Origin of the sequence: Cryobacterium tepidiphilum (assembly GCF_003716325.1) — a bacterium.
Lineage (GTDB): Bacteria > Actinomycetota > Actinomycetes > Actinomycetales > Microbacteriaceae > Cryobacterium > Cryobacterium tepidiphilum.
The window spans coordinates 126334-140036 of sequence record NZ_RDSR01000003.1; the positions used below are offsets into that span (position 1 = coordinate 126334).

The following is a 13703-nucleotide window of genomic DNA, read 5'->3' on the forward strand; positions in this document are numbered from 1 at the left end:
GATGGTCGCGTCAGTACTGTCCGAGCGCGAGGCCGCGCGCGAAGAACTTCTGCGTGAGGAGGAAGAGCACGACCGTGGGCAGTGAGACCAGCACACCGGCAGCGAGGACGGTCGAGAGTTGGGCGCCGCCGTAGGTGCTTTGCATCCCGCTGAGCGTCGTGACGATGGGTCGGACCGAGTCGGACTGACTGAGCGTCAGGCCCAGAAGGAGGTCATTCCAGATGAATGTGGCCTGCAGGATGAAGACGGCCACGAGCGCGCTGGACGCCATCGGCAGATAGACGGTCCTGAAGATGCGCCACGTCGTCGCCCCGTCGAGCACGGATGCTTCGAACACGTTGTGCGCGATTCCCGTGAAGAAATTACGCATGACGAAGGCGGAGAACGGAACCGATATCGCCGTGTACACGATGATCATGCCGAGCTGGGTGTCGAAGAGCCCCACCCGCGAATAGCCGTCGAAGAGCGGCAGGATCACCATCTGCAACGGGAACACAGTGCCGCCGAAGATCACGACGAACCATGCGAACCCGTGCCTGAGCCGCAAGGCGACGATGGCGAAACCGGCCGCTGCTCCGACGAGGACCGCGATCAACGGGGAGACGACACTGTAGATGACGGTGCTCGCGACGCTGGCCGAAAGGCCGCTCAATTGGAGGGCCTCCCCCATGTTCGCGAAGAGAGCGAAGTCGGTGGGGACCCACGCCTCCTTGGAGGTGTATGTCAACGGTGACTTGCTGGCGTTGACGACGAACAGATAGACCGGCAGCAGCCAGATCACTCCGAACACGGCGAGGACGCTGGTTCTGATGATGCGCGACATGTTCCTCACCCCTATATCTCGTTCTTCTTCGACAGCTGCTGACGCAGGTAGAGAATCGACGCCACCATAGTGACCACGGTGAGAAAGACGGCGATCGCCGACCCCAGCCCGTACTGGCTGTTCACGAATGTCTCCTTGTACATGGTCAGTGCGAGCGTTTCCGATGCCCGTCCGGGGCCACCCTTCGTCATGCCCAGAACGATGTCGAACGTCTTGAGGCTGGCCACGATGGAGAGGCCGATGACCACGGTCGTCAGCGGTCGAAGCATGGGCCACAGGATGCTGCCGAACAGCCGGCCGCCTGTCGCTCCATCCAGACGCGCCGCCTCAAGGGGCTCTTTGGGGATGGAATTGAGCCCGATCGTGAACAGCAGTGCGTTGACGCCGATGCCCTGCCAGGACGCGGCGACGATCATGACCACCGTGTTGAGTGGAGCGTCGACCAACCAGCGTGGAGTCTCGTCGACCCCGAAGAAGCCGAGCGCCTGATCAAGCGCACCGTTGCTTGACAGAATGAACGACCAGATCAGGCCGACGCCGATGCCGGAGATGGCGTACGGAATAAGGAAAGGCAGCCGCAGCCAGACTCCGCCGGGGAGGTTCCACGTCAGGAGAGCGAGGGCGAGTCCGAGGCCGACCGGAATGACGAGGGTCCCCACCACCCAGAGCAACGTGTTGCCGAGCGACCCGAGAAAGTCGGGGTCGTCGAACATCTCCGCATAGTTGGCCAGTCCGACCCACTGCGGATCGCCCAACCCGTCGTACGCCGTGAAGCTGAGGTACGTCGTCCAGAGGAGCGGGAGATAGAGCAGGACGGCGACGATGATCACGCCCGGGGCGATGAAGCCCCGGGCGGACCACAGGTATGGCGTTGTGCGTTTCGCCAGAGCCGACATCAGCCCTGGGCTGCCCAGTACTTGTCTGCCTCGTCCTGGATCTTCTGCAGGAACGGCATCGGGTCACCGGGGTTGGCGTTGAAGGCACCGAACTGCTCGAGGGCGACGGTCAGAATCGGCGTGGGAGTCGCTTCGAAGTAACGCTCCACCAACTGGTAGTCGGAGGACGCGACGTTCTGGCCGAGCTCCGCAAGGGCCTGGTCCTTGACCTTCGCCTTGGGGTTGAAGGGCACGTCACCGCGAGCGTCGCCCCACGCCGTCTGCGCCTCAGGAGACATCCACCATTCCGCGTAGGCGAGGCCCAAGTCCTTCTGCTTCGAGTTCTCCGCGATGCACAGGGGTCCTGTCTCCACCGCCACAGGCGTCTGCGTGAGACTCTCGTTCTTGGCCGGGATGACGAAGAAGCCGTAGTCGGTGCCTGACTTCATTCCCGCGGCGTCGAGGGAGCCGCCGAAGAAGCTTCCGAAATTGATCATGGCGAAGTCGCCCTGCTTCAGGCCGACGGCGGGGTCTGTCGTGCTGCCCGCGTCGCTGAACCAGCCCTTCTTCTGCTCGTCGAGCCACTCGTTCATGATGGCAACGATCTTGGGGTCGGTGTACTTGACGTCTCCCGTGGACAGCCCCTTGTAGAGCGCGGGGTCCGTGCCGGCGACCAACTGCTGGAACCACTGGAACGTGAAGAGGGTGCTGGTCTGGTAATAGGGCGTCGTACCAGCCGCTTTCAGCTTCGTCGCAGCAGCATCAAGCTCGGACCACGTCGTCGGGACCTCGATCCCGTTCTTCTCGAAGATGGGCTTGTTGTAATACATGACCCAGTACGCGATGTTCATTGGCACGCAGTACTGCTTGCCGTCGAACGTGTAGTAACGCTCGAGGTCTTTACTCACCCACCCCTCGTCGATCGCTTTCTTCCAGATGTCAGAAGTCTCGGCAACGAGGTTCTCATCAACGAGCTTCTTGAGCGAGTCTCCGGTGTGCCAACTGAACAGTCCGGGGCTCTTCGAGGTTCGGAAGGACTGCTTCACGAAGGCGTCGTACTGGTTGGCATCCGAGTAGCCCGTCGTGTTCAGCGTGATGTTGACACCCGGTTCGGATGACGCATTGAGGGCCTTGAAATCCGGTTCCCATGCCGCCTTGTCCGTGTAGAAGTTCAGCGTTCCGGTGGGGGCGCCACCGTCGGCCGGGGCGGCGCTGCCGCCGCTTGAGCACGCGGTGAGCATGAGTGCGCTGAGTGACAGCGCCGAAAGGACGCCTATCGTCGTCTTACGTGAATTCATCTGAACTTCCTCGTTCCTGGTGAAGGTGATGGTGCAATGTCGAACTGCATGTGTCGCTGTGTTGGTATCGTTACCAATCGCCACCGACAAGCTACCAACTCAGCTCGCCGATGGCAAGTGATCCGCGCCGGGTCGATCGTTTCTCTGTTCGGTTGTCGCCGTGAAACGGGGCAGCATCAGTCATCGCTGTTCCGTGTTCCCCGCACATACGCCTTGACCGTCGCAAACCGCTCGCTCCTCGCCTGCGCCGAGCGGCGAATGATGTACGGGCCGACGGCTGCCGGCACGATGAAGGTCTCCGCATAGTGCACGACGTACGGTGCGAACGCACCGGTCGGGCTCACCACCTCCACCTCGTCTCCCTCCACGAGGTTGAGGACGTTGACCGTGCCCTCGGTGTCGTGCGAGGCCTCGTCCACAAACCAGTGCCGTCGCACCTCGATGAATTCGAGCTCATGGAGACCCGTTCGTTCCTCGACGACGCCCGGTGTCCGCGCAATCTGCTGCACCTGATCCAACAGGTTTCGCTCCACCCACTCCGTATCGCGGTCCCACTGAATGTTTTTTTCGCCGTGCTCAAGGTGCACCGGACGCGGAACGCCGTCGAGACCCACCCGCCCCCAATCCCACAATTTGAACGTGAAGATGAACGGGGTTGCCGAGATCTCGAGAACCATGGAGTTGCTACCCGAGCAATGGACGGTGCCGGCGGGGATGGCGAAATGGTCGTGCTTCTTCGCCGGGATCATGTTGACGTACTTCTCCGCCGGGAACGGGCGCGCAGTGTCGGTCGTGGCCGCCCGCAGGTCTGACATCATGGCATCCGGGTCGACACCGGTCTTGAGTCCCAGGTAAACGACCGCGTCCTCCGACGCTTCGAGCAAGTAGTAACTCTCGTCCTGCGTGTAGTGCATGCCGAAGACATCCTGGATGTACCCCGTGAGCGGGTGCACCTGCAACGAGAGATTCCCCCCTCCCATCGTGTCCAGGAAGTCGAAGCGGATCGGGAACTCCGCGCCGAAACGAGCGAACGTCTTCTCGCCAAGCAGTTCTTTCGGCCTCATGAGCACGAGATCCATGGCTGGAACCTCGACAAGTCCGTCGTCCGCTTCCAGGAGCAACGAGTTCTCTTCCGGAACACAGTCGAAGCACCAGGCGTAATTCTGTTTGGAGGGATCGAGATTCAGCTTCTCTTTCATCCACTGGCCGCCCCAGACCCCGGGATCGAAGAACGGGACGACGCGCAACGGGCCCGTCGTGGCCGCCTCGAGCGCCTTCCGGAACGCATCACCGGTGATCATTCCCGCCGCAGAACCATTCGCGTTCCCGTCAACGACGAAGTCGATCTCCTCGAAGAGGTTCCGCTTGTGGCGGTCCGCCACGCGCCACTCGACGAAGAAGCCGCGTTTGTACTTGCGGAGCACGTCCTCGTCCGCGTTATGGGAGCGCCAATTCGGCGCGCCGGCGCGCATCCGCAGCTGAATCTCCCAACGCGACATGTCGACCAGCACGAGGGCATGGCGCTCCGGGGCCGCGAGTGCGGCGCCCCATCCGAGGAGAATCGTCGGCGCTGTTCGCCGCTCCAGACGGCGGGCCACGAGTTCGAGTTTCTGGGGGCTGTAGAACTCATCGATCCTCGCGTGGCTCATCACCCCGAAGACGCGGTCATCCGTCAGATTCTGCTCGATCAAGGCGTCGACCCGCTCGATCGGCAGCGCCGCTTCGTCCTCCACGTCGACGATGGCATATTCCGGGAGCGCGTCGACGAGTACCGACCGCAGGGCCGGGACGTCGACGCCGGGGTACGTATCGACGACGATGACCGGGAACTCGCCTGCGGCTCGGGCCGCGGCCACCGCGTGCACCTCGGCCCATGCCTTGGATCCCTGGAACACTCGGGCGCCCGGCAGGAGCGGGATCGTCGGCTGCTTCACGTACGACGAGGCGGGTGAGCGGGAATCATTCGGGACCACAGGTACTCCTTACAGTTCGGGACGACGCTTCGGTCGCCCCGGCAATGGCGGCGAGGCCGCGCAGAACAGACAGGTCAGGGCGTTCGGGTGTGACGAAACGGGGACGGTACGACGACGACCACAGATACGCGTCGGCGTACTCCTGGAACCGGGGCAGGAGGAGGTCTCCCGCGCGCATGATGCCGCCGGAGACGATGACGACGTCGGGGTCGTAGGCGTGGCAGAGGCCGACGATGACCGCGCCCCACACCCGGCAGAAGCGATCGAGTACCCGGCCGGCGACGGCATCCGGGTCGGGAGCGAGCGCAGCCTCGATGATCTCTTTCATCCCGATCGGCTCGTCCGCGTCGCGGCCGGCGTGCTCGCCATGGGCCAGCAGCTCGCCCAGCAGGCCGCCAATCGCCCAGGTGCTGGCCAGCGCTTCCGCGCAGCCGATGTTTCCGCAGCTGCATCGCGGGCCGTCGACGTCCACGGTGAGGTGGCCCCCGAGGATGCCGGCATGATCGTGGGCACCACGAAGGACCACGCCGTCGATGATCGCCGCCGTGCCTATCCCCGTTCCCAGGGTCACCATGACGGCGTCCTTCTCGCCCGCAGCACACCCGTATGCGGTCTCTCCGATCAGGGCCGCGCGGGCATCGTTCTCCAGGGCTACGGATGCGCCGAACTGTGCTTCGCCCCACGCTTTCAGATCGACGCCGTCGAGGTACTCGTACTTGCCGTGGGCCCTGACGAGCCTGCCCGCCCGGCGATCAACCACGCCGGGGACGGCGATACCGACTCCCGTAACGGCTGCACCTGCGCAGAGTGCCCGTGAGCGACGCTCGACCGTCGCGAGGTCACGAGTCGTTCCGGAGACGCGAAACTCCTCGGAAGCCACGACGGAGCCGTTGTTCCAGAGACCGAGCTTGATATTGGTTCCGCCGAAGTCGATGCACAGTTGCGTCATGGCACGTCCCCTCGTCAGCGCGGTAGCGTCCCGGCCTATCCCGTCGGTATTGGTAACGTTACCATACCTGTGCCCGGTCGGAGTAGGGCCACCCGCTCAACGATCGGCCATACTCACCGTGACCGGCAACTCGATCATCCGGGATGGTCCGTGCGAGTCTGCCGCCTGCAACCGGGCAAACAGAAGTTCCGCAGCCTCCCGTCCAAGCTGGCGCGCATCGCTGTCGATGACGGTGACCGGCACCGGCATCATCTCTGACAGCTCGAAACTGTCGAAGCTCACAATCGCAGGAAAGCCCGTTGCACCCGCACCCGACCGGATGCGCCGGCCGATCTCTTTCAGCGCGCCGATGGTGTTGCGATTGTTCGCGCTGAAAATCGCGGTCGGCGCATCGGGAAGGTCGAGGAGTCGCTCCATGGCTGACCGTGCTGCTTCAACGTCTTGCTGGTCCCGCTGAATCAGCCGCGCGTCGGGTGAGATCCCCCGTTCTGCGAGAGCCTTCTCGTACCCGATGTACCTGCGCTGCCCCGTGGATACCGACGGGACATTTCCCAGGAAGCCGATTCGCGTATGGCCAGACTCCAGAAGACTAAGTGTGCCTTGGTATGCGCCTCCCACGTCATCGAGCAGAACCGTGTCCACGTCCAGTCCCGCAACCTGGCGGGAGGCCAGCACAATCGGGGTGTCTCCCAACCTGTCGGCTCTCAAGTGCTCCGCCGCGCCACCGGAGGGCACCACCACAAGTCCCTCCACCTGGCGACCGATGAAATCCGCAACGAGCTGCGCTTCCCGTCCGCAGTCCTCGCCGGTGTTGCCCAGCACGATGCGCTTTCCATGCTTCGCGGCCACCTCCTCCACGCCCAAGGCGAAGTTGCCGTAGTAGGGGTTCCCCAGGTTGGTGATCGCGACTCCGATCAGTCCGCTTGCCTGCCCGGGGCGAAGGCTACGCGCGTTCTCGTTTCGGAAGTAGCCCAGCTCCTTCACCGCGGCCAGTACCTTCGCCTGCAAGTCGGGCCGAACGTTCACGCCGCCTGCAAGTGTGCGTGAGACGGTCATCGGGCTGACGCCGGCCGAGGCCGCGACCTCTTTGATTGTGGGTTGTCGGGTGCCCGGCGCCATCGAACTCGTCATGACGACATTTCCTCCGTCTCGGGACCCCTCGTGGGTCTCACGCTACTACTGCCTGGAGCACCAGACGGCGAGCCTGTACATCGCGCCGCCCAGGGTGTTACTCTCCCCAATTGGTAACGTTAACATGTCGCGCTGGCCGTCGACGCCACGTGCTGGCTGAGCATTGGCGACTCGTCACCGTGACACTCAATGGAGAGCGAGAACTAGGCATGATCAGACAGATTGATCGAAAGAACAAGCGCGTCCGAGGTGCGCTCGTCGCCGTGGGAGTGGGGGCGGCCATCGCCGTTTCGGGAACCGCGCCGGCGATGGCGACCGAGGGCGCATCCAGTCAGAGCGCACCGGTGAAGACCTGTGACGCCCGCATCTCCGCGAGCGTGGACCGCGAACTCACGCGGGAGATCGGCGAGTACGGTGACACCGGCGGCCGCTGGACCGGCGCAGACTCTGCCTACAGCGTCAGACTTCCGGGGGGAAGGATCGCCTGGATCTACTCCGACACCTTCATGGGCGCAGTCAATGCTGACAAGTCGCGACCAGTCACCTCCCCCTTCCTCCACAACTCGATCATCATCGATGACCATGGGGTCCTCACGACCTACACCGGCGGCACTCCGGAGACGCCTGAATCCCTATTGAAAGTCGCCGGCGGCGATGAGAACCAGGACTGGTACTGGTTCGGTGACGCGACTGTGGAGGGCAGCCACCTCAGGGTCATGCTTCTCGAGTTTGAGCGCACCGGAAACGGGGTGTTCGACTTCGCATTCGTCGGGTCTGCCATCGCGTCGTTCGCAACCGACGACATGGCGTTCGAAGGCGTGACGGAACTGCCTGCCAGCACCGTCAATTGGGGCTCGGCGATCTATGAAGACGGCGGATACACGTATGTGTACGGTGTCGAAGACCTGGGGGCTCAGAAATACGCCCATCTGGCGCGGGTGCGCGCCGGCGCCATGACGAGCGGCACCTGGGAGTACCTGAGCGACACCGGGTGGGTCCACGACGCCAGTGCATCGAAGCGGATTCTCGAGGGTGTTTCCAACGAGTTCAGCGTGTCGAAATTCCAGGGACGTTACACGCTGGTCACCGGCGACACCACAGAGATCCTGAGCGCCAAGGTCGTCATGTACCGCAGTTCCTCCCTCGAGGGTCCGTTCGAGGACAAGACCGTCCTGTACACGACACCGGAGACGAGCGGAAACGTCTTTACCTACAACGCCAAGGCGCATCCGGAACTGGGGAACGGTCACACGCTGCTCGTGACCTACAACGTCAACAGCTTCGACACCAGCGACGTCTACACCAATGTCGACAATTACCGGCCGCGCTACATCGACGTCTCGGCAGTCATTCCGAACTGCTCCTAACCACAGGACAGAGGGGGCACTGGAAGGTGGCACTATCGCGGTACCGGATATCGCCACCTTCCGGTCCCCTCGTGCAAGCCGTGCCGCGACACGGCGAAATGGGCCCGTCCGGCGTGGTCGGATCATTCTTCGCCTCGCGCGCGTAACACATTCTCGGATGCACCCCTCCGCTTGACGGCCGCGCACCTCTCGCTAACATAGGGCGCGGCCGACATTTGCCTCGGCCCTTCTGAACGTTTTCGTAACCGGTGTGAATGTGATCGATGGAGTAGGGGACGTGTATGGGCGATTATCTTGAAGGTTCGCTCGACCGCATCCTGTTCTCCAGCTGGCAGCACTTCTCCGTTGTCGTGCAGTGCCTCATCCTCGCTGCTGTCATCGCGGTCGGCCTGGCAGTGCTCGTCTACCGCACCGGATGGCTGCGCGGCGTCGCGGACAACGTCAGCGCCGTCGGCTTGACGATCCCCTCGTTCGCCTTGATCGGCATCCTCATCGTGCCCTTCGGTTTCGGCGTCACCCCGGCCGTCATCGTGCTCACGTTCTTCGCCGCGCTGCCGATCCTGCGTAACGCAGTCGTCGGCCTCACCAGCATCGACCCGGCGCTGGTCGAGTCGGCCAGGGGCATCGGCATGAGCCGGGCCGGCATCCTGCTCAAAGTCGAGCTGCCGCTCGCCTGGCCGGTGATCCTCGCCGGCATCCGCATCTCGGCGCAGATGATCATGGGCGTCGCGGCAGTCGCCGCGTATGCGCTGGGGCCGGGTCTCGGCGGCTTCATCTTCTCCGGCCTCTCCCGGCTCGGCGGTGCGAACTCCTTCAACTCCGTCGTCACCGGGGTTGTCGCGGTGGTCATCCTGGCCATCATCCTGGACCTGTTACTGCTCGGCCTCGGCCGTCTGACCACATCGCGAGGTATCCGTGTCTGACATCCTGAACAGCACTCCCGGCACCACCACCGAGGGAAGCACCCACGGGGTGCGCATCCTCCTCGAGGCCGTCGAGAAGAACTATCGCGGACAGGCCGCCCCTGCCGTCAACGGCCTCACCCTCGAAGTGCCGGCCGGCAAGATCGTCGCCTTCGTCGGCCCGTCGGGGTGCGGCAAGACGACGACACTCAAAATGATCAACCGGCTGATCGAACCGACCAAAGGCCGGATCATGCTCGGGGACGACGACGTGACCGACATCGACGGCGACCAGCTGCGCCGCCGCATCGGCTACGTCATCCAGGCCGGCGGCCTGTTCCCGCACATGACGGTCGAGGCGAATATCGCCATGGTGCCGAAGATGCTCGGCTGGGACAAGAAGCGCATCTCGGCGCGGGTCGACGAGCTCCTGGAGCTGGTCTCCCTCGACCCCAAGCTCTACCGCCGCCGGTATCCCAAGCAGCTCTCCGGCGGCCAGCAGCAGCGCGTGGGCGTCGCCCGGGCCCTTGCCGCTGACCCACCCGTGCTGCTGATGGACGAACCGTTCGGCGCCGTCGACCCGATCACCCGGCAGCGTCTGCAGGACGAGCTGCTGCGCATCCAGGACGACGTGCAGAAGACGATCGTGTTCGTCACGCACGACTTCGACGAAGCGGTCAAGCTCGGTGACTGGATCGCCATCTTCTCCGAGGGCGCCCGCCTCGTGCAGTACGACACCCCGGAACGCATCCTCGCGGACCCGGCCAACGAATTCGTCGAGGACTTCATCGGTTCCGGCGCGGGCCTCAAGCAGCTCACCCTCACCAGGGTGAACGAGGTGACCCTCGGCGACGTGATCACGGCGCAGGCCGGCGAAGCATCCAGTGCGGTTCTCTCCCGGCTGGACGCCGCGGGGCACGACAACGTGGTCGTCGTCGACGATCGCAATCGGCCCACCCAATGGCTCAGCCGCCGGCAGTTGCAGCGCACCGCGACGGTTGACAACCGGATCGACGACGACCTGCCGGTCGTGGGCATCCGCGCAACGCTGCATGACGCGCTCGACACCATGCTTGCCTCTGCCGTGGGCGCCGCCCTCGTCGTCGGTCGCCGCGACACGCTGCTCGGCGTCGTCGACGTCAGTGTCGTGACCGACGCGATCAGCGCCGCTCGGGCGGCTGCCGTCGAGGCGCCCGCCCCCGATGCGCCGATCGGCACCAACACGTCGGCCATCGACACCGTTCCACAGCCACACGGCGTCGACACCGCACCCAGCGCGGCACTGGCCCGCTCCTCCGACACCGGAGCCGGCGATGACCGCTGAGGCCATGGCCCAGACCGAGACACCGGATGCCGCCACCCTCGAAAACCGGCGCAGCTGGCGGCGCATCGGCGGCCAATTCGCCGGCATCGCCGTCGTCGGCATCGCCCTCGCGGTGTGGCTGATGGTCGCCGACCTGTCGCCGACGGAACGGGCCACCCTGCACCCGGCGTCGCTGTTCCGCTACATCGGCGAACACCTCGCGCTCACGTTCGTGGCGGCCGTCATCGTCCTGGTGATCGGACTGCCCCTCGGTATTCTGCTCACCCGCCGACCGCTGCGGTTCCTCACCGGTCCGGTGCTCGTCATCGCGAACATCGGCCAGTCGGCCCCGGCGATCGGGCTGGTGGTGCTCCTGGCCTTCTGGCTGGGATTCGGATTCCAGGCCGCGGTGGTCGCCCTCGTGCTGTACGCGCTGCTCCCCGTGCTGCGGAACACCATGATCGGCCTCGACCAGGTTGACGCCCGACTGGTGGAAGCCGGCCGGGGAATGGGGATGAGTTCGACGGCCGTCCTCTTCCGCGTGGAACTTCCGCTGGCGGTGCCCATCATGCTCTCCGGCATCCGCACCGCCCTCGTGCTGCTCGTGGGCACCGCCGCCCTCGCGACCTTCATCAACGGCGGCGGCCTCGGAATCCTGATCACCACCGGGGTGAACCTGGGACTGACGAGCGTTCTGGTGGCCGGTGCCGTGATCGTGGCTCTGCTTGCCCTGCTCATCGACCTGCTCGGCCGAATCGCCGAGCACCTGGCCCGGCCGAGGGGACTGTGATGCGAACAACGACCACCGTCAGACACCGGAAGGCGCTTCGCGGGATTTTCGCGACCGCCATGCTCGCGGCATCCGCTGTGGCGCTCACCGGCTGCGGTCTGAAGCCCGCCACCGCCTTCGTGCCGGCCGCGGGTCCCGGCTCCATCCAGGAGATCCCCACGGCCGAGGGCCAACCGATCACCGTCGTGGGCAAGAACTTCACCGAGGCCCTCGTGCTCGAAAAGGTCGCCGTGCTCGCCCTGCAGGCGGCCGGGTTCGACGTCACCGATCTCGCCAACGTGCCGGGCAGCCAGCCGGTGCGAAAGCTCATGACCTCGGGCCAGGCCGACGTCAGCTGGGAGTACACCGGCACCGGGTGGCTGGTCTACCTCGGTAAGAAAGAGGGCATCGCCGACGAGCAGAAGCAGTGGCAGGCCGTGCACGATGCTGACCTGAAGAACGGAATCACCTGGCTGCCGCCGGCGGAGATGAACAACACCTACGCCATGGCCGTGCGCAGCGAGGCCGTGCCGGACCTGGGCGGCATCAGCACTCTCTCCGGAATCGCTGAGCTGCCGGTGGAGGAGCGCACCTTCTGCATCGAGGCCGAGTTCAATTCACGGCCCGACGGAATGAGCGGGATGCTCGAGTCCTACGGCATCCCCCGTGGCAGCGGTGTGCCGAACAGCAACATCGGCATCTACGACACCGGCGCCGTGTATGCGGCGACCAACCGTGGCGCGTGCAACTTCGGCGAGGTGTTCACCACCGACGGCCGCATCGAGGCGCTCGACCTGACCGTGCTCGAGGACGACAAGAACTACTTCCCCGCGTACAACGCGGCGGTCAACGTGAACACCGAGACGCTGACGGAGTATCCGAAGATCGCCGACGTGTTCGCCCCGATCACCGATGCACTCACCAACGACGTCATGCGTGACCTCAACGGACAGGTCGATGTCGAGGGCAAGGAGCCGGCGGATGTCGCGTTCAACTGGATGGTCGAGCAGGGGTTCATCAGCCGACCGTAATGGAGCGAGAGCGCGGGCAGTGATCGCTCGCGGGTCTAGCGTGGAACGATGACGCATCACCACGACGGCGACCCGCAGGCCCACCACCACGACTCCGGCCTCGCCGAGTTACTCGATCTCGACGCCGAGGCCCTCGGCACCTACCTCGATGACGTGACCGCGTGGGTCGCCCGGTATGCGACGGATGCCCCGCGGCTCGTCGTCGACATCGGCGCGGGAACCGGCACCGGAAGCCTGGCACTGGCCAGGCGCTTCCCCGGTGCCGACGTGGTCGCGATCGACGCCGCCTCGTCCATGCTTCAACGAGTGGTGGCGTCGGCCCGCTCCCGCGGCCTCGACGACCGGGTGCGGGCGGTGCAGGCCGACCTCGACATCCGTTGGCCCGACGTGACCGGCGTCGACATCGCCTGGGCGTCCTCGTCTGTGCACGAATTGGCGGACCCGGGCCGCTTGTTCCGCGACGTCTTCGCGGCGCTCACCCCGGGCGGGCTGCTCGCGGTCATCGAGATGGACGCGCAGCCGTCCTTCCTGGGCGCCGACCCGGCCAGCGCCGGGCTGGAGTCGCGGCTCCATGAGGCGATGGCGCAGGCGGGCTGGAATGCTCACCAGGACTGGCGGCCGCTGTTGGAAGCCGCGGGCTTCGAGATCAAGGCGGAGCACCGATTCACGATCGACGTGAACGGAGCGGCGCCGGCCACCCTGCGCTATGCCGGTTCGTACCTGCGCAACGCCCGCTCGGCGCTCGACCAGCAGCTCAGCACCGATGATGCGGCCGCCCTCGACCACCTGCTGGCGGACGGCAACCTCGAGGTGCTCCTCGGGTCGTCGGACGCGACGACCCGCGTCGTCCGGTCCGCGTGGGCGGCACGTCGGCCGGCCTGACCGACGCGCCGCCGCCGCTCAGTGAGCCGTGCGGTTGGTCCGAACCTTCACCCAGATGAGCAGGGCGATGATGGAACCGATGATCGAGCCGATGATGCCGGCCGGCTGGAAGAACCCGTCCTGCGCATCGTGCTGGAAGATCAGGAAGCCGAGCAGGCCCCCGATGAACGACCCGACGATGCCCAGGAGGATCGTCGCGAGGATGGACATGTGCTGCCGTCCGGGAACAAGCGCACGGGCGATGAACCCGGCGATCAGGCCGATGATGATCATGGAGATGATGAGTCCGAGCATGTGGTCCTCCTAGAGTGAGCACCGGATACACATCCGGATGGGCTGTCGCCTGTTTCACACTTAACCATGGGCGAGCCATTGCACAAGCGGCAACGGCTCACCGGCC

13 protein-coding genes are annotated in these 13703 nt (G+C 64.9%); 6 read left to right on the plus strand and 7 right to left on the minus strand.

The genetic code is table 11. The features are described 5' to 3' along the window. Positions 1-10 precede the first annotated feature (10 nt). From EEJ31_RS02945 to EEJ31_RS02970, 6 genes are all read right to left on the minus strand, one after another. On the minus strand, positions 11-823 hold the full coding sequence (locus tag EEJ31_RS02945) for a carbohydrate ABC transporter permease (protein WP_123044796.1): 813 nt from the start codon (positions 821-823) through the stop codon (positions 11-13). Between the two features lie 11 nt (positions 824-834). Further along, positions 835-1719, minus strand: coding sequence for a carbohydrate ABC transporter permease (locus EEJ31_RS02950; protein WP_123044797.1), 885 nt, complete (start codon positions 1717-1719; stop codon positions 835-837). Further along, a complete protein-coding gene (locus tag EEJ31_RS02955) occupies positions 1719-2996 on the minus strand; it encodes an ABC transporter substrate-binding protein (protein ID WP_123044798.1) in 1278 nt (425 codons plus the stop codon). Before EEJ31_RS02955 ends, EEJ31_RS02950 begins: the two co-directional genes overlap by 1 nt. 176 nt (positions 2997-3172) lie before the next feature. Further along, positions 3173-4969 (minus strand): class I mannose-6-phosphate isomerase, encoded by a 1797-nt coding sequence (locus EEJ31_RS02960; RefSeq protein WP_123044799.1) that lies wholly within the window; start codon positions 4967-4969, stop codon positions 3173-3175. Then, on the minus strand, positions 4956-5918 hold the full coding sequence (locus tag EEJ31_RS02965) for an ROK family protein (RefSeq protein WP_123044800.1): 963 nt from the start codon (positions 5916-5918) through the stop codon (positions 4956-4958). The genes EEJ31_RS02960 and EEJ31_RS02965 overlap by 14 nt, the downstream gene beginning before the upstream one ends. A 96-nt stretch (positions 5919-6014) precedes the next feature. Next, a complete protein-coding gene (locus EEJ31_RS02970) occupies positions 6015-7049 on the minus strand; it encodes a LacI family DNA-binding transcriptional regulator (RefSeq protein WP_233563697.1) in 1035 nt (344 codons plus the stop codon). 209 nt (positions 7050-7258) lie between these two features. Here EEJ31_RS02970 and EEJ31_RS02975 point away from each other — a divergent pair, with 209 nt between their 5' ends. The 6 genes from EEJ31_RS02975 to EEJ31_RS03000 all read left to right on the plus strand — a co-directional run bounded on the left by EEJ31_RS02975 (position 7259) and on the right by EEJ31_RS03000 (position 13303). After that, positions 7259-8416 carry a DUF4185 domain-containing protein gene (locus EEJ31_RS02975; protein WP_123044801.1) on the plus strand — a complete coding sequence of 386 codons (1158 nt, stop codon included), beginning with the start codon at positions 7259-7261 and terminating at the stop codon, positions 8414-8416. A 281-nt stretch (positions 8417-8697) separates the two neighbouring features. Next, positions 8698-9339 (plus strand): ABC transporter permease, encoded by a 642-nt coding sequence (locus EEJ31_RS02980; protein ID WP_123044802.1) that lies wholly within the window; start codon positions 8698-8700, stop codon positions 9337-9339. Then, positions 9332-10642 carry an ABC transporter ATP-binding protein gene (locus tag EEJ31_RS02985; RefSeq protein WP_407643190.1) on the plus strand — a complete coding sequence of 437 codons (1311 nt, stop codon included), beginning with the start codon at positions 9332-9334 and terminating at the stop codon, positions 10640-10642. The genes EEJ31_RS02980 and EEJ31_RS02985 overlap by 8 nt, the downstream gene beginning before the upstream one ends. Then, a complete protein-coding gene (locus EEJ31_RS02990; protein WP_233563698.1) occupies positions 10632-11411 on the plus strand; it encodes an ABC transporter permease in 780 nt (259 codons plus the stop codon). Before EEJ31_RS02985 ends, EEJ31_RS02990 begins: the two co-directional genes overlap by 11 nt. Further along, entirely contained in the window at positions 11411-12421 is a 1011-nt protein-coding gene (locus EEJ31_RS02995) for a glycine betaine ABC transporter substrate-binding protein (protein ID WP_123044803.1), read from the plus strand. Before EEJ31_RS02990 ends, EEJ31_RS02995 begins: the two co-directional genes overlap by 1 nt. A gap of 48 nt (positions 12422-12469) precedes the next feature. Continuing rightward, a complete protein-coding gene (locus tag EEJ31_RS03000) occupies positions 12470-13303 on the plus strand; it encodes a class I SAM-dependent methyltransferase (protein WP_123044804.1) in 834 nt (277 codons plus the stop codon). Between the two features lie 18 nt (positions 13304-13321). On the opposite strand, the gene EEJ31_RS03005 is transcribed toward EEJ31_RS03000, so the two are convergent. Further along, positions 13322-13597 carry a GlsB/YeaQ/YmgE family stress response membrane protein gene (locus tag EEJ31_RS03005; protein WP_123044805.1) on the minus strand — a complete coding sequence of 92 codons (276 nt, stop codon included), beginning with the start codon at positions 13595-13597 and terminating at the stop codon, positions 13322-13324. Between the last annotated feature and the right edge of the window lie 106 nt (positions 13598-13703).